Here is a 20767-nt window from a genome sequence, read left to right on the forward strand (position 1 = left end):
TGGACTTTTTGATATATCTTTACACACAAAAAACACTCTATTTCATGAATAGAGTGTTTTTTACTAGTTAATATTAATTTTATTCAGCGGTAGCAGTAGCTCCTTCTTTTTCTTGTTTTAGTAAAACATTATCATAATGTTTAATGAATGGGTACCAAACAAGGAAAGCAACTATCGCGCAGACAATTGAAAGGACTCCACCTTGCCAACTAGTTGTTGCAATAAAACCACCCAGACCAATAGGTGTTGGCCATGGTTGTTGAACTCTAATTACTGGCACTATATGCGATGTGATAGCAAGATATGCCACAATTCCAGAAGCAAGTGGTGCACAGATAAATGGAATCATTAAATCAATATTGTAAACAATTGGCAACCCAAAAATTAATGGCTCATTGATATTGAAGATAGCTGGTACAATTTCAACTTTACCCAATTCTTTAAGTTGAGTAGATTTTGCGCGAAGAACTAGCCAAATTGCAACACCAAGCATAGCTCCACAACCGCCAGTGGTAACGAATGAATTAGTTGGATCGCCAGCGAAGAAATGTTGTCCACCTCTTTGTGCATTGTCAACCATATTAGCTAAAACGATTGGCGTCGTAAACGAACCAATAATCGTTGCTCCATGAATCCCAAACCACCATAAGAAGTGAGTCAGGAAAACGATAACTAAGAAGCCCCACCATGTGTCTGCTATGTTACTAATGAATGAAAACGGAATAAATAGCAAGTTAAACATGTCGGTGCCAGCCATGACTAAAGCACCATTAAGTACAGCAACTACAATAGCAACGCAAAATGCTGGAATTAAAGCACTAAATGAGTTTGCTACACCTGCAGGAACTGATTCCGGCATTTTAATTTGCCAGTTATGTTTAACTGTATAACGGTAAATTTGGACCGTCAGCCAAGCTATTACCAAACCAACAAAGATACCGACAGCACCTATTCTGTATATACCTGCTGTTGAAGCTTGATAACCACCAACTACCATCTTAGTCTTGGTGATAGATTGCAAAAATTGCATTCTTCCATCTTTCCAGACTAATTGAGCAACGGTGATGAAAAAGCCCATTAAGAACATCATTAATCCGTTCATTGGAACTAAATTGATTTGCTCTTCATCACGATAAATTTTTGTATAAGAAAATGCAAAGGTCCCCGAGAAAACTAATGCAATAATACCCATTGTCGCATTATAAACAGACTGGAATAAATCAGTAAAACGACCAATTGTATTAGCATAAAAGCTGATAAAGCCGTCAACACGGATAACTTGTGGTAATACCGTCAGAATCAAGAAAAATGCGCCAACAATTGAGAACGAGATAACACTGTATCCTGCGTCCATGATTGCTCGAACAAATCTCGTAGCAGCAAATTTGCCGGCAACTTCAGCAAACCGATCTTTCAATGGTTTTTTTGTTGTTTCTGCCATAATAATATAACTCCCCTCTATTCTTAGTTTGTATCCTAACTAAGTTAATACTATTGTAAGCCTTTTCACGAATAAAATAAATACTCATTTTGCTTTTTTGTATGTTTCAATAAGTTTTTTGTACTTATCCTTACCTATTATAATATTGTGGATTCTTCTTTCGCAAATGTAGGCAAGAATTATCTCAGCAAATAAAAAAGCGAGCATCAGATAGAGCGAATCTGAATTGGTAACAAATGGAAAAAATTGTATTCTCATTGGTATAAATAAACATATTGCTAAAATCAAATTTAAACCAATTTGTGTCCAAAAATAGTAACGTGTCAATGGAACGTCAGGTTTGCGATTATGCATCTTGGTTAGCTGCTCAATTCCAGCTGCAGCCGAAAAAAGCGTTACTAGCCCTGATAACACAATACCAATCCATGTCCGATACTGAATTAGGATTAAAAACCAAAATAAATTCACGAATAAGAATATAACTACACTATACCGTAGCATTAAATACCGACTAAAATAGAGATATTTAATGCTATCTGCGCGCCTCTTTTGCTCAACCGTTTTTGGTTGTGAATTATCTGACATTATTTTCTCCTTAACTATGCAATATATTCTGTATTATTATACCGCTAAAAAATAAAATTGATTCCCTTATAATAACTTGATTGGATTATCTTATTTGTTTAAAATATATTTGTTAAGCGCTATCAGTAAAAATATTAAAAAGGAGATTCAAATGTACTCAGCAAAAATGCCGGATGGCTTTTTATGGGGCGGCGCTGTTGCTGCTCATCAATTAGAAGGTGCTTGGGACGTTGACGGCAAAGGTATGTCAGTTGCCGATGTTATGACTGTTGGTTCAGCCACTAAGCCTCGTGAAATTACAGATGGAGTAATTCCAGGTAAAAACTATCCTAACCACAGTGCCATTGATTTTTATCACCACTACGAAGAAGATATTAAGCTAATGGCTGAAATGGGCTTCAAAGCTTTCAGAACATCAATTGCTTGGACAAGAATTTTTCCAAATGGTGACGATGAAAAGCCAAATGAAGCAGGATTGAAGTTCTATGATGATTTATTTGCTACTTGCCATCACTATGGCATCGAGCCAGTTATCACCCTTTCTCACTTTGAAATCCCATACAATTTAGTAAAGAAATATCACGGCTTTACTAACCGTAAGTTGATTGATTACTTTGTTCGCTTTGCAACAGTTTGCTTTAACCGCTACAAAGATAGCGTTAAGTACTGGATGACTTTTAACGAAATTGATAATCAAGCAGCCTATAATGAAGACTTCTTAATGGCTACTAACTCAGGACTTATCCTTGATGGTATGACTGATCAAGAAAAAGAAGCAGCAATGTACCAAGCAGCTCATTATGAACTGGTTGCTTCAGCCTTGGCTGTCAAAATCGGACATAAGATTAATCCTGATTTCCAAATTGGCTGTATGATTAATTACTCACCAGTTCGTCCACTAACTCCTTCATCAGATGATGTATTATTAGCTGACAAGTTTGAGCAAAGACGTGACTGGTTCTCAGATGTTCATGTTTTCGGTGAGTATCCAAAAGAAGTGGAAGCATACATTACTCGTAATGGTTACCGTCCTGATATCACTGATGAAGATCGTGTTGTTTTAAAAGAAGGTACAGTTGATTACGTTGGTTTCAGCTACTACCAGACAACTACTGTATCGGCCGAAAAGGTTAAACCTGATAAATTAAACGATTTATCAAAAGCAATCGCTAAGAATCCAACTTTGGAACGTAGTGACTGGGGCTGGGAAATTGACCCAGAGGGACTTAGAATTGCATTAAACCACTTAACTGATCGTTACCACATCCCACTATTCATTGTTGAAAATGGCTTGGGTGCATATGATAAAGTTGAAGAAGATGGCTCAATTCATGATGATTACCGTGTTGACTACATGAGAAAACATATTTCCGAAATGGAAAAAGCCGTTGAAATTGACGGTGTTGACCTGATGGGTTATCTTCCATGGGGACCAATTGACCTAGTTTCAGCAGGAACTGGACAAATGGACAAGCGCTACGGCTTTATCTATGTTGACAAAAATGATGCTGGTGAAGGAACATTGAAGCGTTCACGCAAAGATTCCTTTAACTGGTATAAAAAAGTTATTAGTTCAAATGGTGAAGATCTAGACTAGTAAATTTAAAAATCAATCAAAAAAGCGAAGTTATTAAGAACTTCGCTTTTTTGTATCTTATGAAATAGAGGAAAAATATTTTTTAGAACTCGATTGCTGTTTAATTAAAACAAAAAATAGATAGCTTTCAAATTAGGCTATCTATTTTTTAGAAGATATAAAAGTTTTACTCTTTAGTTATCTTATTTTTTCAAAGTACCGTTTTCATACAGTTTTTCGTACAAGTCAACCATTTCACCGGCTAAATCTCTGAAAGTAATTGCATTCATTAAATGGTCTTGTGAGTGAACTACTAGCAAGGTGACTTTAGTATGGCCTCCCTGAGCTTCCTTGGTAAGCATACCAGTTTGAGAATTGTGAGCTTCATTTAATGACTCATCTGATTCCTTTAACTTCGCTCTAGCACCTTCAATGTCACCAGTTTTAGCCAAACGAATTGCTTCAAAAGCTAAACTCTTTGCATTACCACCATTGGCAATTAAACCCATTGCTGATTCTAAAGTAGCTTGTTCTTCTTGTTCAGGTGTCATATTTTCTGCCATCGTATTCCTCCGCTTTAACCGTTAATTAAATCTTCTGCTTGTTGTAAAACTTTTACGCCATCCATCATACCATAAGCGCGCATATCAATTACGGCAAAAGGAATGTCTTTACCATCTTTACCTTGACCTTGTACTTTGTTCTTGAAATCACTTTCCATGTAACGAATTTGTGGCCCAAGTAAAATACAATCTGGATGATCCTGCTCAATATGTTGAGTAGCTTCTGAAGCTGGACAAGCAAAAATATTTGCATCAATTCCTTGATCTTTAGCAGCTTGTTGCATCTTTGTTACTAGTAATGATGTGCTCATTCCTGCACTACAATTCAGCATAATAGTTTGTTCTGCCATAATAATTATTTCCTCCTAAAATGTATCCATAATTTAATTACATTATAACACTTTTAGGTTAGCGCTTACTATCAAAAAGATAATATTTAATTCTCTTTTAGTCTTTAATAAAAAATTGGTTTACTACTTAAAAAGTGGCAACAGCAACGAAAATTCCCACAACTAATAAAATCAGCCCGAAGAATAACGAAAAGGCCATCGAAGCAGGGGCGAAGCCATTGTTAGTACCATTTTTAATTATTCCCTTGCTATATCTTAGGCTGAAGAGCAATTCAATTGCACCTAAGACAATTAAAACAATTCCAACTAAGCGACCAGTAACATTGCCCTTTAATAGGGTAGCCAAACTAGAAGTTAAAAGCATGATTCTATCCTCCTTGACTAAGTAAGTATCTCTGGCTTTAGTAAAAGACTAGTAATTGAAAGTTCTTAGGCTTGTACTGTCTTTTTCTAAGGAGTGGTACTAAATTTCTTTATACTTTTATGATAGCACTTCCAGCAAATAATGGCTCATTTTTAGCAAAAAAGCCATATCTCGATCAAGTACCGAAATATAGCTTTTGAGGCATTTTCAGAAAGTGAAAATTATGGTTTAATACTCAAGTAAACGGTAGTAACGTCTTGTTTTAGCAGATCTTCCCGTTTTGATTGAATACATGTTGAAGAGCGTGTCAAAGTAATGGTTTAAGGCATAAGCTTCAATGAACACCTGTAAGTCACTATCAAATTCATTTAGCTTAAAGGCCTTCATATCAATTATCAAAGGATTTTTAGCAAATTGTTTAACAAAGTTTACTACACGCATGTCTTCTTGGCGATTCGAATTACTGTTAACAACAACACTAACACTTTGATTATTATCAATAATTTCAAAAGGTCCATGGAAAAACTCACCAGAGTTAATTGCTTGTGCTTTAATGTGCTGAATTTCTTCCATTAAGTAATTTGCAAAGCAGCAAACTTCTCCCCAAACATTTCCTGAACCAACCCACATTTGCATCTGATCAATATCAGTATTGTTGACGTGATCTAAGGCAGCAGGAACAAGTGCTTCTATCCCTTCGGCTACATTTTGTGCCATTTCTTTAAGTTGCTGTTTTTGGCTTTCTTTTGTTTTATTATCTGTCTCTTGTGCAAAGTGAATTAAAAACCAACCTAATTCAATTAAATTTGCATCCGTATCAAACGATTTAATACGCTCATCAATCAGACTCTCTTTTTCTAAGGTACTATTTTCATCCCCGATAAAACTAATAATCGTTGACTTAGGAAAATCTTTTCTGATTTTTTCAATTGCTTCAACCAATTCTGTCGTTTCACCGGTTTTTGTACCAGCTAAAATTAAACTATCATTGGTTATATCATCATGATATAGGTCACATAATTCTTCAGGTGTAGTGACAACAAAAGGAATAGACAATTTTTTAAACATTAACGGACGTAAGTTAACAAACTTGGTATATGAACCTCCACATCCAGTAAAGAAAATATTTTTGATATCCTTTTTTCTTAATTTTGCTAGAACTTCATCAACGTGATCAAGTTCCTTCACGGCAGAATTATAATTAGTTAAAAACTCATTTTTATCGAAATACATTTATTTTTTCCTTTCAATCCATTAAGGCTTTAAGAAACCACAGAATGTGCCCAAAATACTAATAGCTAAGATTGCTAGCAAAATCCACATCATCTTGACATGCTTTTTCTTTAGTAACCAAGCAATGAAAAAGGTAATTGCTAAAGGCATTAAATCGGGCATAATTGAGTTAAGTAATGACTGAATTGTTTCGGGATTTTTACCACCACTGAGTTGAACAGGGATATTAATAACAACCATTGAAGCCACCATAGCGCCAATAACAGTATTTCCCAAAATATTAATGGCATACGTAATTGAATTCATCAAGCCAGATGCCATCTTGTCTACAAACGTTGTTCCTAACTTGTAACCCCACATTGTGCCATAATATCTAACTAATAAATTTGGAATGTTATAAATTAGAATGAATAAGATCGGTCCTAAAATGCTTCCTTTTTGAGCAAGAGAAACACCAATACCACTCGCGATAATTCTTAGACTACCCCAGAAAATCGAATCACCAATCCCTGAAAGTGGACCCATTAATCCAGTCTTCATTGTATTAATTGAACTAGGATCGAACTCTGGATCATTGGCATTTTTTTCTTCCATTGAGGCCAATACACCAGCAATAAATGGTGATGTGGCTGAAGTACAGTTAAAAAATTCAAGATGGCGCTTGATTGCTTGTTTTCTATCGTCTTTTTTGTCGTAAAGCTTATTAATAATTCCCGTCATAGTATAGGCGAAACCCATACTCATCATTCGTTCATAATTAAATGACGCTTCCATTGGCATGCTACGCCAAAAAATTCCTTTTAAGTCTTTTTTGGTGAGTTTCTTTTCCTGAGTATTCTCTTTAATATTAGAAGTCATCTTCTTGCACCTCCGTAGCGCTATTTGAGTTTCCACCATTACTGTTATGAATTTCTTCAGTAATTAGATACATGATGCCCGCAAAAATAGCTCCAATAATTGATGCTGCAATCATATCTAGCTTCAAATATGCCGCACAAACAAACCCAATAAAGAAGAATGGTGCAACTTTTTTCGAGAAAGTCATGTTAATTAGCATTGCAAAACCAACTGCTGGCAAAATTTGCGTAGCAACAGTTATACCATCGATTAAAAACTTTGGAATCAATTTAACGAATGCACCAACTAAGTTGCTACCAAGAGCAAATGAAACAGTCGTTACCAGTGCCATCATAATGACTCTCGTGAATGATGCCCAAATATGCATGTTTCCTGCTTTAGTTACCTCACCTTGATCTGCATAATTATCTGCTTTATGTGCCATTGCAGGGAAGATAACAACATATAGCAAATTTTTAATTAATAACCCTAGGGTTGCAATTGGTAAAACCAACGTAAGAGCCACACTGACCCCATAACCATTTTTTAATGCTAAAGCTGTTGCTAAAATTCCTCCGATTATTTCATCAGGAGGGACGGTAGCTCCAACACCCATTAAGCCAAGAAAGGCTAATTCAAGTGTTGCTCCAATAATCAATCCTTGTTGGACATTCCCAAAAATCAAGCCAATAAATAAACAAGTAACAATTGGTCGTCCAATAAAAGATGAACCAAGAAAATCTTGCATATTAGCAATTAAGGAAACAAGAAAGATACCAATAATTTGTAAAGCCATTTTTTCTTCCTCCTAATTAATCAGTGAAGAAAATTCTGTATCAGGATCGCCTGGCGCCTGTTTTACAAGAACCTTTACTCCATCATTTTCAAGTTCAGTAAGTTGTTCAATGTCCTTCTTTGTTACATAAACTGACTTTGAAATGTTAGTTGAACCCTCTTTTTCACTCGATAATCCTAAGTCAATTAATTTTATTTCAGGAACAAGTTTAGCTAAACGGTACGCGTCATTGATGGTCTCAACCACGATAAAAACACGATATTTATCAGTTACGCCACTTGCGATTGCTTTAGCAGAATCCTCTATTGTTTTAAATATCAACTTAGCATTCTCTGGTTTAGCCAATTGAAATGTCTTTTTACGAAAACTATCTCCTGCAACCTCATCATTTGCAATTAAAACTGCATTAGCCGATAGGTTATTGGTCCATGCAAAAGCAACCTGTCCGTGTAATAACCGATAATCAATCCTTGTCATCGCAATCATAATTTATAATCCCCTTTCAAATTAAAAATCTTCTTCTTCATTTTGCTCGTTTAATTCAACTAGCTGTAATCCTTCTCTACCTGTTTCAACTAAAGAAGCCAACTTACCTTTAATTTCTTCCAGATTGTCATCTGGATAAGCAATTGAATAATTAAGCAGTTCTAATACAAAAGGCAAATTCATACCAGAAACAAGAAACCAATTTGGTTTTTCAGCAATAAATTTCGTAATCTCATTATTAACAGAACCACCCACAACATCAGTAACAAAAACAATTTTTTGATTTGAAATCTCATCAGTTGTTTCTTTCAATTGGTCGCAAAAGTTAACACTATCATCTAAATATGCAGTTATGTAGTGCAGGTTTTTTGACTTTCCCATAATAAGCGAAGCAGTATCATACATTCCACGAGCTAAAGTGGAATGGCTTGCTAATACTATTTCCATGCGACTTTCCTCCCTTCTTTTCTTCATAACTTTAATTTAGTACTTAATATTATTTTAGGCAACAGAAAAAGGAACCGCTTTCTAAAGTAGTTCCTTTTTTGCAACCAATTTTAAGACCAATTTATCTTTTTACTTTTATTTTATAGCTAATAAAATCGGGGTTATACCATGACTTTGTGTATTCAATCATCTCTTTTTTATCTGAAAAGCCGCGATACTCCAAGAATAATAAATAGGCGTATTTAGATTTATCTAACTTAATTGTATCCTCTACAAACTGATTGTCACTAATTGGCCGAGCTTCAATTCTAGTCTCAAATTTTGTCGGTTTATGATTCTTAAAGTCCATATAATCGTATAAAGACATATTACTGAAATCATATCGGTGTGCATCTTCAAACAAACTAAAAGGAATATACGATTTCTGAACAGCCACAACAGTATTGTCTACTATGCGTGTTCTAATTAGTTCATAAAAGTCGCTATATTTATTATCAAAAATAATAGCTAAATCTTTATTATCATAGATTAATTTAAACGACTCTACTCTATTGACCACTTCTTGTCGATTAATTTTAACAAGCTGTGTAAATGAATTCGGGGAATCATCTCCTATTTCAAATGAGTTATTTACATTCTCATTCACTAGATACGTTCCATCTCCCCTTCTTTTTTCTAAAATATTATCTTCAACTAATGAATTAATTGCATTTTTTATAGTTGAACGTGTGTAGCCTAATTTCTGGGCAAAAACTCGTTCATTCCAAATTTTAGAGTTTGGTTTAAACTCGCCGCTGGCAATTATGTCCAATATTTTTTTCTTGGCTTCTTGATATAAAAATGAACTCATAGCTACCCCTTTTGCAAACAAAAAACATCAGGTAACATCGCATCTTCCTCATACCTAATTATGTCATTATTCGCATTAACAAAAAGAGCCTTTCGTAAGATAACTTGAAACTTTTCTTGCGTTTGATCGCTTAAAAACAATTTTTCTTCGTCATTACTGGGCCAAGTAAGCATAATATCATTATAAATTTCTGTACTTTTTTGTATTTTGTCTGTTTCCTCTTCAATATCATCAATACATGGATTGCTAATGAACTTTTGTGGGATTATTGAAGTAATTACAGAAACTATTTTTCCATTTTCAATAATTGTAAAAAGCCTTTTCCTTAATGATCCGGTTTCTCCTTTAAAAATGGAATTATAAAATCCAGAAGCCTCAATTGTAGTGTCCGAATATATTTTTACCCTAATATCTTTATCAACTACTTGAAATTCAAATGGTGTTAAATACTTTTTTAAATCAATTATTTTCACTTGGAGGCCCTCCACACATACTTCTCCTGCTGCGCAATAAAAATACTGAATCTTTTATTAGGTTGAAGTTTACCATTATTCATATTTTCTACCAAATACTATTTTATTCTTCCTGAACACAAAAAACCGATAATTTCACTTTATCAAGTTTCTCTAGCTTTAATTACTTTTTAAGCCTGTTGAGTGAAAATAAATTTTAAAAATGAGTACAAGGTCCTTATTTTTCCCTTAAGTATTGGTAATTCAAGGAAAAGTAAAGTAAAATGTTTATTGATAAAAAAGGAGTAGCTCTATGTCTAAACTTGAAAAACCTGTTGTGATTGGAATTACTGGTGGTTCTGGTAGTGGAAAAACAACAATTGCCCATAAAATTGTTGATCAAATGCAAGAAAATGAACATGTCTTGATTATGACGCAAGATTCCTACTACAAAGACAACACAGGCATCCCAATGGATATCAGACAGAACATTAATTATGATCATCCCGATGCCTTTGACGTTCCACTTCTAGAAGAGCAAATCGGTTGCTTATTAAAACATCAACCAATTGAGATGCCTGTTTATGATTTTAAGGAACATACAAGAAGCAAGAAAACAATTCATACGGAGCCGGTAGACATTATCATTTTGGAAGGCATTCTTGTACTAGCTAGCAAGGAAATCCGCGACTTAATGGATATTAAAGTATATGTTGATACTGACGACGATATTCGTTTTATTAGGCGTTTAGAGCGCGATATTAAGGAACGGGGGCGTTCAATTGATTCGGTAATTGAACAATACCTTGATACTGTTAAGCCAATGTACCACCAATTTATTGAGCCAACCAAACGCTATGCGGATATTATCATCCCTGAGGGTGGCGAAAATGACGTTGCAATTGACATGCTGACTACCAAGGTCCATTCTGTCTTAAGTCAAAACGCTAAATAATTAGTTTAAAAGAAAAAAGACCAAGTTCATTAGAACTTGGTCTTTTTTTAGTCAATTGCTAGACGTTCAATTACTTCTGCATATTTTGGATACTGCGTTAACAATTCTTTTTTCTTAAGCATCTCAAAGTCATGATAATCAAAACCTGGTGAAACAACACAACTTACTAAGCAAAAACTGTCTGGCTTAGTTACTTCAGAAGCAAAAATCGTCTCTTTAGGTACTTTAAATTGCATTACTTCGCCCTTGGTAACATCCTTACCTAGTCTAACAGCTCGATACTTTCCTTCGGGTGAAATACAGTGAATGGTAATTGGTTCACCATCATGGTAATACCACAGTTCATCGTGATTTAAACGGTGAAAATGAGAACAGCTGGTATCATCTAGTAGGAAATAAATTGAGGTGTAGTAATAGCGGTCTCCTTTACTATCTTCAGCGTAAAATTGCTCATCACTAGTATAAATTTGACGAAACCAACCACCCTCTTGGTGGGGTTCCAGCTTTAAATTCCTGATATAATCTTCGCGGTTCATTTTTTCTCTTTTCTTCAAATACTATTTATTACGGGCAAAAAGCTAGACTAAGTAAATCTTTTGCATCTGCTCTTTAAAGTCAACTGGCAAGTCGAGGCCTTCCACAAAGTAGCGGTCAAAGTCGCCATAGTTCTTTTGGACAGTTTCAAAGTAACGTTCCAAATACTGACGTTCAACTGTTAAGGCAATCGCAACATCTTTGATATTCTTAGGATCCATTTTGTCTTTTAAATAGTCCAAAATTTCTTGGTTTGCTTCTTTACGATCCTCAATTGTTTTCAAGTAATCTTCAAAAATTTGATCTTCGCTAACATCCAAACTCTTCAAAATTAATGCTGCTGCAACACCGGTTCTGTCTTTTCCAGCAAAACAATGAAATGCAACTGGTACAGGATCATTAATTAGGTCCATCAGAAATTGATGGTAACCTTCACGTGCGGAATTTGACAAGGCTAGCTCTTCGTATGTCTTGAGCATATCAGATTCCACATGACTGTTAGCCGAAACAATTTCATCTACACTTGCCTGATTTGTACCTGAATCTTTTAAAACATCTAAAATCACATAATCTAGATCTGGCCAAACATAGTCTGGATATTCTTTTCGTTCATCATCACCACGTAAATCAACAAGTCTCTTAAGTTGATAATGATTTTGAACCAAATCTTTTTGCTCGTCGGTTAAATCAAATAACTGACCGCAACGAAAAAGCATCCCCTCTTTAACCTTTTTACCTTCGGCACCAACATAGCCACCTAACGAACGCCAATTTGTGATATTCTCTGCCATAATTCTCCTTATATTATCCTTGCACTCTACTTACTCATATAAATAATAATTATAATTTTTCTTCACAATTTAGTCTATGGCTTTTGTGGCATTAAAAAACGCTAATTATCATTAGCGTTTAAACTTATTAGTCAATCTTAGGCTTTAGTGCTCTATCAAACAAGTTCGTAATCAGTTTAACCAATACTCCATCAAAAAACAGCGCCGATAGCATCATTGTCACAAACATAATAATTTGCAGTTTAACGTTGAATTTACTCCAGCCATACAAAAAGTATGTTGGTATAAAACTACCTAAACCTGCAAAAGAGGCACCCGTTAAAACACTTTGCCAAGAAAACTTTTGATATCTTTCTTTTTTAGGGAAAAAGCCAATTTCATTAGTAGCGCCTTGAATTAGTCCAGAAAGGACCGTTGTAGCGCCCCATTGACCACCAATCACCATTTCCACGACTGCAGCCAAAGTTTCACCAACAACACCAGAACCTGCTGTAGGTACAAAGTACATTGCAAGTGGTCCTGCAATTAACCAGAGACCAGAAAAGACTGCATCAGTCACTGGTGCGTAGCCTGTTGGCAATAACATCATTTTTACCAGGTTAAACGCCCAGTTAAACCCATAGGTGTAAATTACCCCTAAAATAATTCCAATTAACGCAAGTAAAATAATCGATTTGACATTCCACTTTGAAGATCTTGTAAACATAAAAATACTCCTAACAAACTTCAACAGTCATTAGGAGTACATGAAAAATCTATTTCAACACTTCCCTAGCGCAGGTATTATCCCGTTCAGGTTCAGAGGGTATTTCTCAGCTAAATTAGCACCCCTAGTGACTTTCTTTTCTATTATAACATAGCCAAGTATGCTTGGCTTAAAAGATTAATATCAACCTTGAATTTAAAATTGACTAAAACTAGCTAATTTTTCTTTGGTTAAATCACGGATAATAGCAACAGTTAAATCAACTGATGCCTTGAAGTCCTGATATGCACTAAAGCAATATGGTGAGTGCTCATAACGTACAGGAATTCCAATAACAATTGTTGGTGCACCATTTTCGTAGTAAATTGCTGCACCATCTTGCCCACCACCAGTACGAACTGAGCGAGTGTAAGGAATATTGTTTTTATCAGCTATATCGCACGCATACTGTTGGAATTTAGGATTAGGTAAAAACGACGTATCCATGTCTCGAAGCATTGGTCCACGCTTTAATCCTGTTTGAGATAACCATTCCGGAGTAAAGGTGTCATCAGCAGGACATGATTCGAGAACGATTGCTAAATCAGGTTTAACAGCTTTAGCAGTAACATATGCCCCCCTTAAGCCAACCTCTTCTTGACTGGATAAGGCAGCAACCACATTAAAGTCAACCTGTTCGCCATTTAAATTGTCAAGTACGTCAGCCATTGCAGCAGCACCAAAACGATCGTCAAAATCTTTACCAAAGAAAAGACCGGTTTTTTCATTGTACTCGCATTTTACATCGACAAAGATTGGACAACCGGTGTCAATTTGATAGTCATTAATCGTTTCTTCACGTGAACTTGAACCAACGTCAATCGACATATCAGCAACATCGGGAACATTATTACGTTCTTCTTCAGTCATAAAGTGAGGTGGCTTAGTGGCAACAACTCCAGGAACATATTCGCCAGCACGATTTAAAATTTTAACCCGCAAAGCTGGAATATTATATTTTACCCAACCACCAAGTGGAACAAATTTAATCATTCCATTTGGTCGAACAGCCTGAGTGATAAAGCCAACGGAATCTGAGTGTGCATCAAGCTGAATAACTGGACGATCTGGTTGATTTTCCTTTTTTGAAGCATATACGTTCAACATTCCATCCACTTTAACATCGGCAATGTCTTTAACAGTTTCAGTAAATAATTTTACAAACTCTTCTTCAAAGCCAGAAGTTGAATTGGCATCTGAAAAAGCCTTAAGCATTTTAATTTCTTGATCTTTTTTCATACTTTTAATTACCTTTCGCTTGATCTAATTACTTCTTACATTGTAGCAAAAACTACCAGCCCGTAACCATTAAATTAAAGAGCATTAATAATAATCTTACTATTTTTTATTTGATTTAACTTTTTGTACGTAAAATAGGTATTAAGCTGCGAAAAAGTCTAAATTACCAGTACTTTTTTATATGAAAAATGATATAATCGGTTTTATCAAGTAATTTTGAGTTTATTTAAGTGAAGGGTAGATAAATGCCGAAAAACGACAATATTGATAATATTATTGATCACAAATTATTTTCTGAAGATGATATTCATCAAATGTGTGTAAGACTAGGTCAACAACTGACTAAAGACTATGCTGGAAAGAATCCATTAATTGTTGGAGCACTTAAAGGTGCAATTTTCTTTTTAACCGATCTAGTTCGTGAAATGGACGTAAAAGAACAAATCGATTTCATGGATGTTTCAAGTTATGGCGATGGTCTTGAGTCTTCAGGCAATGTTAAGATTGTTTCCGACTTAGCAACTGACGTAAAAGATCGCGATGTCTTAATCGTTGAAGATATTGTTGATACAGGGTTAACTTTACAATTTATGAAGGACTTACTCAAAAAGCGTGGCGCTAAAAGCGTAAAATGCTGTGTCCTACTAAATAAAGAAGCTAACCGTAAAAATGATATTGAAGTCGAATACTATGGTTCCAAGGTTGGAAATGAGTTTGTAGTTGGTTATGGTCTCGATTTTATGAGCTTTTACCGTAACCTAAGCTACATTGGCGTTTTAAAGCCTGAGGTTATCAAATTAGCTCAAAAATAATTATTTTTAGCACTTTAAAAGGACTTATCTTCAAGAGATAAGTCCTTTTCTTTTTATTCTTGTTTTTGCTTTTTATCTAACTGCTTAACTACAAACCAACGCATGAAACCTTGCTCAATACTCTCAAGCTTAAACTCAAAGTTCTCTAATTCAACAGTTCCATTCTTCTTTAAGTCAGGATAATGTTCCATCATATATCCACCTATGGTGATGATGTCACTGTTCTGGAAACTCTCTAAGTCCTTGTGGAAATATCGCGCAAAATCATATAACGTGGTTTTGCCGGAAACATGAATATTATCATGCTTATCCTTGATAATGTAATCATCTGAAACATCGTCAATTTCATCTTTAACCGTTCCAAATAATTCTTCATAAATATCTTTATCAGTTACAATTCCACTAGTTCCACCGTACTCATCCACAATCAGCACAATTGGTGTGTGCTTCTTGATCATCAAATGCAAAATGTCTTGAATCGGCATTGATTCTGGAACAGTAATCATCGTCCTAATAATCCGCGTAACTGGAACATTTTCATCAATTTGACTTTGTTGTACCACGTCGAAGGCATAGATATAGCCAACCACTTCGTCTTTATCATTATCACGAACGACTGGAATTCGGCTAGAGCCTTCATCAAGATACATTTTTAACGCTTGCTTAATTGTGTCTTTCGAATTAATGACAACTAGCCTTGTTCGGTCAGTCATAATGTCTTTGGCGACTTTATCATTTAACTCAAAAGCACGTTGCATGTAAGTTAAATCATTCTTATCAAGCGCCCCACCATGAACGGCTTTACGAGAAAGCTTAATAATTTCTGATTGTGAATAAACTTGATTTTCTTCATCAGCCTGATCAAAGCCAAGCAGTTTTAACAGTCCATTAGAACTGGTATTAAGCAACCATACGAATGGATAAACCAGTGTATGGAAAAGCTGAAGTGGTGTACAAATTGCTAGTAAGATTTTTACTGGCATATCAATTGCGATATTCTTGGGAACAATTTCTGTTACCACTACTTCTAAATACGTCAAGAAAATCACTCCTAAAAGTGCACTGATGGAGCGCACAAGAGAATGATTTAGTTGGGTTAAATTAAATAATCTAAAAAATAAAGCCGCAAACGTGTCAGCTGAAAACCAACCTAAAACGACACCAACAAGAGTAGTTCCCACCTGCGTTGTTGATAGATATTCATTTAGGTTGTGAGTCATATGCAAAGCACGCTTAACTTTACGCTTGCTTCCAACATTATTACTCAACATGTCTTCAAGCTGACTTGATCTCGTTTGGACTAAAGCAAATTCTGCAGCAACAAAAAAAGCTGCAAAAACAAAAATTACTAAAGTTGCTATTAAATTAGTAACTATTTGGGTTGTACTCAAATTTATATCACCTTTTTAAAAATCCTTTGATATATATCTTAGCATTAATAGCACTTTATTTTTATAAAAAGAAGATTTATTTTACGAGTTTATAAATCTTTTCAAATGGTAAACGATCTGGAATAAACTTTGGATCATTGACTTCCGCTGTTTTATCTTTATATCCTAAACCAATAGCCATTCCTACAATTTCGCTATTAGGAATTTCTGCATATTTCCGAACCAATTCGGGAAATGAAACCATTGAATGAGCCGGCATAATCGCCAAGCCTTCATCAACTGCTAAAAGCATAATGCTTTGAGAAAAAATGCCCAAGTCAAACACTGACCACGCTGGTGAAGCTTTTGGAATTGTTAGAAAAACAACATCTTGGGCATTGAACATTGTATCATTTGAATTCTTAAATAGATCCATCTTATTGTGAAAAAAATAAGGCTGAGAAGCACCAACCACAGCCATACTCTGACTAGGATATGCATCCCATTGAAGAGATTGCATTCGAGCAAAATCTTCATGAGGTTCTGCTCCATCATCTATTTGCTTTTTAACATCTTTTTTCAGACACTTAAGTGGTTCACCCGTTAGAACATATGCTTTCCACGGCTGTGAATTAAGTAATGAGGGGGATTGCTGTGCTTTCTTAATAATTTTAGCAAGTAATTTTTCATTGACTTTTCTGTTAGTAAATTTACGAGTTACTCGTTCTTGGTCATATACATCATTAAATTCCATTACAATTCAATTCCTTACATACTTTACTCTATACGTAGTGTTCGAACAAAGTTCATTTAGTCAGACAATTCTCCCTTTAAATAACAAAATTAATCATAAAAGCAAAAAACACAACAAATGCAGCGCTTTTTGCATAATTTCACTATATTCAGTTATTATTGCGTCATAAATAACTCTTATCCATACTAATAATATAATAAATATCCATACATAATGCAATGCTTAACAAGAAAGATATCATAAAAAAATTAAGGTTTGTTTTTATTAAATAACAGTTAACTATTATTATTTAAATCTATAATAAATGTTCATGTATACTTATACGCTTGATTATAAAAGACCAAGTTTTTAGCAGCAACCATTTATATACTAAAAATAAGTTCTTTTACAAAAAAGCAGTTTAATTGATTACACAATTAAACTGTTTTTCTAAAATTTGTATTGCCGACGTAATTCACGCTCTTGGTCACGTTTCTTGATCGTCTCACGTTTGTCATATTTTTTCTTTCCTTGGCCCACACCAATAAGAACCTTGGCAAAGCCATGTTTAAGATAGACTTTGAGGGGAATTATTGCAATACCACGCTCTGCTTGTTCTTTAGCCAAGCGTGCAATTTCTTTCTTGTGTAAAAGTAATTGCCTTCTGCGCAGCGGTTCATGATTATAACGATTCCCTTCCTTGTATTCACTGATGTGAACATTTTCTAGATAAGCAGAACCATTAATAACTTGGACATAACCATCGCGAAGATTTATTCGTCTGGCACGAACAGACTTAATTTCTGTACCAGTTAATGCAATACCTGCTTCGAACGTCTCTTTAACAAAATAGTCATGATGCGCTTTTTTGTTTTGCGCAATTAAATTTTCTTGCTTTTCTTTTTTCAATTTTCCGTCCTAATGATTATATTTACTTATATGTGGATGATTACCATTTTTCCGAAAATTGCTACGATTTCTATCATTATTGCGGCGACCGTGGTCATTGTGAAAGCCGCGACTTCCCCGACGACGATTGTTGTTACCCCGATCGTGATGCGCTTTTTTAGGTGCGTTAGGGTCATAAATTTCAAAGTCTAACTGATGTTGTTCAATATTTGCATTAGTCAGCGTTACCTTGATTGGCATCCCAACATTATACTGCTTATGTGTCCCGCGACCAGTTAATGTCATACTCTTTTCATTAAAACTGTAAAAATCATCAGTTAAGTTAGAAATATGAATTAAACCTTCAACAGTGTTAGGTAATTGAATGAACATCCCAAAGCTAGTCACAGAAGAGACAACTGCGTCAAAATGTTGACCCACTTGATCAGCCATATACTCAGTCATCTTCAGATCATTAGTTTCGCGCTCAGTATCAATTGAAACACGCTCCTGGGTTGAAGTTTGTTCGGCAACATCAGGTAAACAATTTGCAAAGTGATCTCTGACTTCCTTATCATTTCCCTCTTCAGCGTATGCATGAATCATCCGGTGCACCATTAAATCAGAATATCTTCTGATTGGAGAAGTAAAGTGCGTATAGAATTTAGCTGCAATACCAAAGTGTCCTAGTGGCTCTTCCGAATAATGAGCTTGCTTTAAGCTACGCAACATCATCATTTGCACAACGGCTTCTTCGGGAGTGCCTGTAGTTTTTGATACCACCTTTTGTAAATCGAGTGGCTTAACATGGTTTGGATCTGCAGTAATATTCAGACCGAATGCGCTACAAAATTCGAAGAAGCTCTTAATTCTTTCGCCGTCCGGAGTTTCGTGCACACGGTAAAGAAATGGTACGTGCTTTTTATAGAAGGCTTCAGCAACTGTCTCGTTAGCAAGCAACATGAAAGATTCAATCATTTTTTCTGCTGTACCACGATCATGCAAGACGATATCGGTTGGTTTGCCTTGATCGTCTACAATGATTTTTGCTTCTGGCTCTTCAAAGTCAATTGCACCACGTTGATGACGTTTTTTATAGAGTGCGTTATGCAATTCAGCCATTTCTTTTAACATTGGCGCTAACTTAACGTACTTATCTTCCAATTCATCATTATTGTCAGGGTCTAACACCTTGTTAACATTATTATACGTCAAACGGCCATGTGAGCGCATGACTGACGGATGAATATCGTAGCTAACTCGATCACCTTCCGGGGTTAATTCCATCTCACACGAAAGCACTAGACGATCAACACCCTCATTTAATGAGCAAATACCATTTGAAAGTCTAAACGGCAACATCGGAATCACGCGATCAACTAGGTAAGTACTATTACCACGTGTATATGCTTCTTTATCCAGTGGCGTATTCTCTTTAACATAATGCGCAACATCAGCAATATGAACACCCAAATGATAATTTCCGTTTGGCAGTTGCCATAAAACAACAGCATCGTCAAAGTCCTTAGAATCGTCCCCATCAATAGTAACAGTTGGTTGATCACGAATATCTTCACGATTAGCTATATCCTCAGGTGTAACGTGATCAGGAATATTGTTTGATTGCTCTAGTGCATCTTCACTCCATTCGGTTTTAACATCATGAGCTGACACAATTGCCATTATGTCAACGCCCGGCAAACTCTTATTACCAATGACCTGAATTACCACACCAGTCATTGAATCAGGATTATCTTGGTCAGGATAATTGCTAATTGAAACCTTGACCATATCACCTTTTTGCGGTTTAAGTCCGTTTTCACCAATGTAAACACGGTAATTTGCTAACTTTTTGTTTGTACTTACTACGTAACCGATAAAGTGACTTGTCTTGACTTGCTCATCCGTCATTGGGTGGAATTCACCAACTAGTGACGTTAAATTACGTTCAATAATTTCCTGAACTTGTCCTTCTGGACCTTTTCCATTCCAAGGATTGCCACCAGCGGTGATTTTCACGCGGACCTGATCGCCATCAACTGCGTATGCAGTATAATCTTTGGCAACAAAAATATCGTCAGTCTCTTCATCTTCAACCCTAACAAAGCCAAAACCTTTGCTATTAGACTTAAAAATTCCGTCAACTATTGTATTTTCTTGAGCCAGTTGATAATGTCCGTTACCATCCGTGATAAGTTTCTTTTCTTGCTCAAGAAATGACAGAGCCTTGACGATATCAGAAAAGTTACCTAAACGGTCTCGTTTAAGCATCCGATCAATCTGTTCTACTTGATATTGTTTTTTAGGGTTGCGGCGAAAGATCTCTAAAACATTTGCGAGAATTTTTTCGTTCTGTGCCATTCACTTAAGCTCCATTCTTTGATAAAAAGATAAAAAAAATCCTCCCATCGTTTGATCGGGAGGAACCATTACTATTTTGAAGACAAATAAGCTAATACAATAGCAAAAATGAAAAAGAGAGCTAGTAATACTGATGTCACTTTCTCCATAAATGCTTCAAAACCACGTTTCTTCGTTTGACCACTAAATACTGCACCGCCGGATAAGGCATTTAATGCATCTTGTTGCTTCTGCGGCTGCATCATTGTTGCAATGATAATTAAAATTGAAACAATAATTAGTAGCGTCATAAATAAATTGTACAATACGCTGCCTCCAATATACAGATACGATTACTGATAAATTTTAGCACAAAATAT

24 protein-coding genes and 1 riboswitch are annotated in these 20767 nt (G+C 35.4%); of the genes, 3 read left to right on the forward strand and 21 right to left on the reverse strand.

All coding sequences use genetic code 11. The features are described from left to right. Nucleotides 1-79: 79 nt before the first annotated feature. Nucleotides 80-1441 (reverse strand): PTS cellobiose transporter subunit IIC, encoded by a 1362-nt coding sequence (gene celB, locus H3R21_RS03320; protein ID WP_198183001.1) that lies wholly within the window; start codon nt 1439-1441, stop codon nt 80-82. Nucleotides 1442-1525: 84 nt separating this feature from the next. After that, on the reverse strand, nt 1526-2026 hold the full coding sequence (locus tag H3R21_RS03325; protein WP_198183003.1) for a PTS cellobiose transporter subunit IIA: 501 nt from the start codon (nt 2024-2026) through the stop codon (nt 1526-1528). 151 nt (nt 2027-2177) lie between these two features. Here H3R21_RS03325 and H3R21_RS03330 point away from each other — a divergent pair, with 151 nt between their 5' ends. Then, nucleotides 2178-3623, forward strand: coding sequence for a 6-phospho-beta-glucosidase (locus H3R21_RS03330; RefSeq protein WP_074425688.1), 1446 nt, complete (start codon nt 2178-2180; stop codon nt 3621-3623). Between the two features lie 182 nt (nt 3624-3805). On the opposite strand, the gene H3R21_RS03335 is transcribed toward H3R21_RS03330, so the two are convergent. The 10 genes from H3R21_RS03335 to H3R21_RS03380 form a co-directional block, all read right to left on the reverse strand. Then, nucleotides 3806-4165, reverse strand: coding sequence for a PTS lactose/cellobiose transporter subunit IIA (locus H3R21_RS03335; RefSeq protein ID WP_046306262.1), 360 nt, complete (start codon nt 4163-4165; stop codon nt 3806-3808). Nucleotides 4166-4179: 14 nt separating this feature from the next. After that, entirely contained in the window at nt 4180-4515 is a 336-nt protein-coding gene (locus H3R21_RS03340; protein WP_046306261.1) for a PTS sugar transporter subunit IIB, read from the reverse strand. 127 nt (nt 4516-4642) lie between these two features. After that, on the reverse strand, nt 4643-4879 hold the full coding sequence (locus H3R21_RS03345) for a hypothetical protein (RefSeq protein ID WP_198183005.1): 237 nt from the start codon (nt 4877-4879) through the stop codon (nt 4643-4645). A gap of 228 nt (nt 4880-5107) precedes the next feature. Then, nucleotides 5108-6112: an SIS domain-containing protein gene (locus H3R21_RS03350; protein ID WP_198183007.1), complete on the reverse strand. Its 1005-nt coding sequence runs from the start codon at nt 6110-6112 to the stop codon at nt 5108-5110. Between the two features lie 21 nt (nt 6113-6133). After that, a complete protein-coding gene (locus tag H3R21_RS03355; protein ID WP_198183009.1) occupies nt 6134-6970 on the reverse strand; it encodes a PTS system mannose/fructose/sorbose family transporter subunit IID in 837 nt (278 codons plus the stop codon). Then, on the reverse strand, nt 6960-7745 hold the full coding sequence (locus tag H3R21_RS03360) for a PTS sugar transporter subunit IIC (protein ID WP_109715199.1): 786 nt from the start codon (nt 7743-7745) through the stop codon (nt 6960-6962). The genes H3R21_RS03355 and H3R21_RS03360 overlap by 11 nt, the downstream gene beginning before the upstream one ends. Before the next feature lie 12 nt (nt 7746-7757). Further along, nucleotides 7758-8231 carry a PTS sugar transporter subunit IIB gene (locus H3R21_RS03365; RefSeq protein WP_198183011.1) on the reverse strand — a complete coding sequence of 158 codons (474 nt, stop codon included), beginning with the start codon at nt 8229-8231 and terminating at the stop codon, nt 7758-7760. Between the two features lie 21 nt (nt 8232-8252). Then, nucleotides 8253-8678 (reverse strand): PTS sugar transporter subunit IIA, encoded by a 426-nt coding sequence (locus tag H3R21_RS03370; protein ID WP_198183013.1) that lies wholly within the window; start codon nt 8676-8678, stop codon nt 8253-8255. Nucleotides 8679-8799: 121 nt separating this feature from the next. After that, on the reverse strand, nt 8800-9528 hold the full coding sequence (locus tag H3R21_RS03375; protein ID WP_198183015.1) for a GntR family transcriptional regulator: 729 nt from the start codon (nt 9526-9528) through the stop codon (nt 8800-8802). 2 nt (nt 9529-9530) lie between these two features. Further along, complete coding sequence (locus tag H3R21_RS03380; protein WP_198183017.1) at nt 9531-10001, reverse strand: hypothetical protein; 471 nt, start codon at nt 9999-10001, stop codon at nt 9531-9533. A gap of 292 nt (nt 10002-10293) precedes the next feature. On the opposite strand from H3R21_RS03380, the gene udk reads away from it, so the two are divergent. Beyond that, nucleotides 10294-10935, forward strand: coding sequence for a uridine kinase (udk, locus tag H3R21_RS03385; protein WP_046306251.1), 642 nt, complete (start codon nt 10294-10296; stop codon nt 10933-10935). 47 nt (nt 10936-10982) lie between these two features. Here the strand turns inward: udk and H3R21_RS03390 are convergent, their stop codons facing one another. The 4 genes from H3R21_RS03390 to H3R21_RS03405 form a co-directional block, all read right to left on the reverse strand. Beyond that, complete coding sequence (locus H3R21_RS03390) at nt 10983-11471, reverse strand: cupin domain-containing protein (protein WP_198183019.1); 489 nt, start codon at nt 11469-11471, stop codon at nt 10983-10985. Nucleotides 11472-11513: 42 nt separating this feature from the next. After that, the gene (locus tag H3R21_RS03395) at nt 11514-12260 is read right to left on the reverse strand and encodes a tyrosine-protein phosphatase (protein WP_198183021.1); all 747 of its coding nucleotides are present in this window, start codon (nt 12258-12260) and stop codon (nt 11514-11516) included. A gap of 127 nt (nt 12261-12387) precedes the next feature. After that, the gene (locus H3R21_RS03400) at nt 12388-12966 is read right to left on the reverse strand and encodes an ECF transporter S component (RefSeq protein WP_198183023.1); all 579 of its coding nucleotides are present in this window, start codon (nt 12964-12966) and stop codon (nt 12388-12390) included. 45 nt (nt 12967-13011) lie between these two features. Continuing rightward, a riboswitch (TPP riboswitch) is annotated at nt 13012-13102 on the reverse strand. Nucleotides 13103-13161: 59 nt separating this feature from the next. Next, nucleotides 13162-14244: a M42 family metallopeptidase gene (locus H3R21_RS03405; RefSeq protein ID WP_046306244.1), complete on the reverse strand. Its 1083-nt coding sequence runs from the start codon at nt 14242-14244 to the stop codon at nt 13162-13164. A gap of 245 nt (nt 14245-14489) precedes the next feature. Here H3R21_RS03405 and hpt point away from each other — a divergent pair, with 245 nt between their 5' ends. After that, entirely contained in the window at nt 14490-15056 is a 567-nt protein-coding gene (hpt, locus tag H3R21_RS03410) for a hypoxanthine phosphoribosyltransferase (protein WP_046306242.1), read from the forward strand. A gap of 53 nt (nt 15057-15109) precedes the next feature. On the opposite strand, the gene H3R21_RS03415 is transcribed toward hpt, so the two are convergent. From H3R21_RS03415 to secG, 5 genes are all read right to left on the reverse strand, one after another. Then, on the reverse strand, nt 15110-16447 hold the full coding sequence (locus H3R21_RS03415) for a hemolysin family protein (RefSeq protein ID WP_046306240.1): 1338 nt from the start codon (nt 16445-16447) through the stop codon (nt 15110-15112). Between the two features lie 76 nt (nt 16448-16523). Next, a complete protein-coding gene (locus tag H3R21_RS03420) occupies nt 16524-17180 on the reverse strand; it encodes a nitroreductase (protein WP_198183025.1) in 657 nt (218 codons plus the stop codon). 429 nt (nt 17181-17609) lie between these two features. Beyond that, nucleotides 17610-18068 carry an SsrA-binding protein SmpB gene (smpB, locus tag H3R21_RS03425; protein ID WP_198183027.1) on the reverse strand — a complete coding sequence of 153 codons (459 nt, stop codon included), beginning with the start codon at nt 18066-18068 and terminating at the stop codon, nt 17610-17612. A 9-nt stretch (nt 18069-18077) separates the two neighbouring features. Continuing rightward, a complete protein-coding gene (gene rnr / locus H3R21_RS03430) occupies nt 18078-20408 on the reverse strand; it encodes a ribonuclease R (protein WP_198183029.1) in 2331 nt (776 codons plus the stop codon). A 71-nt stretch (nt 20409-20479) separates the two neighbouring features. After that, a complete protein-coding gene (secG, locus tag H3R21_RS03435) occupies nt 20480-20713 on the reverse strand; it encodes a preprotein translocase subunit SecG (RefSeq protein WP_046306231.1) in 234 nt (77 codons plus the stop codon). Between the last annotated feature and the right edge of the window lie 54 nt (nt 20714-20767).

It is taken from the genome of Lactobacillus sp. W8172 (assembly GCF_016102055.1).
Classification (GTDB): domain Bacteria; phylum Bacillota; class Bacilli; order Lactobacillales; family Lactobacillaceae; genus Lactobacillus; species Lactobacillus apis_A.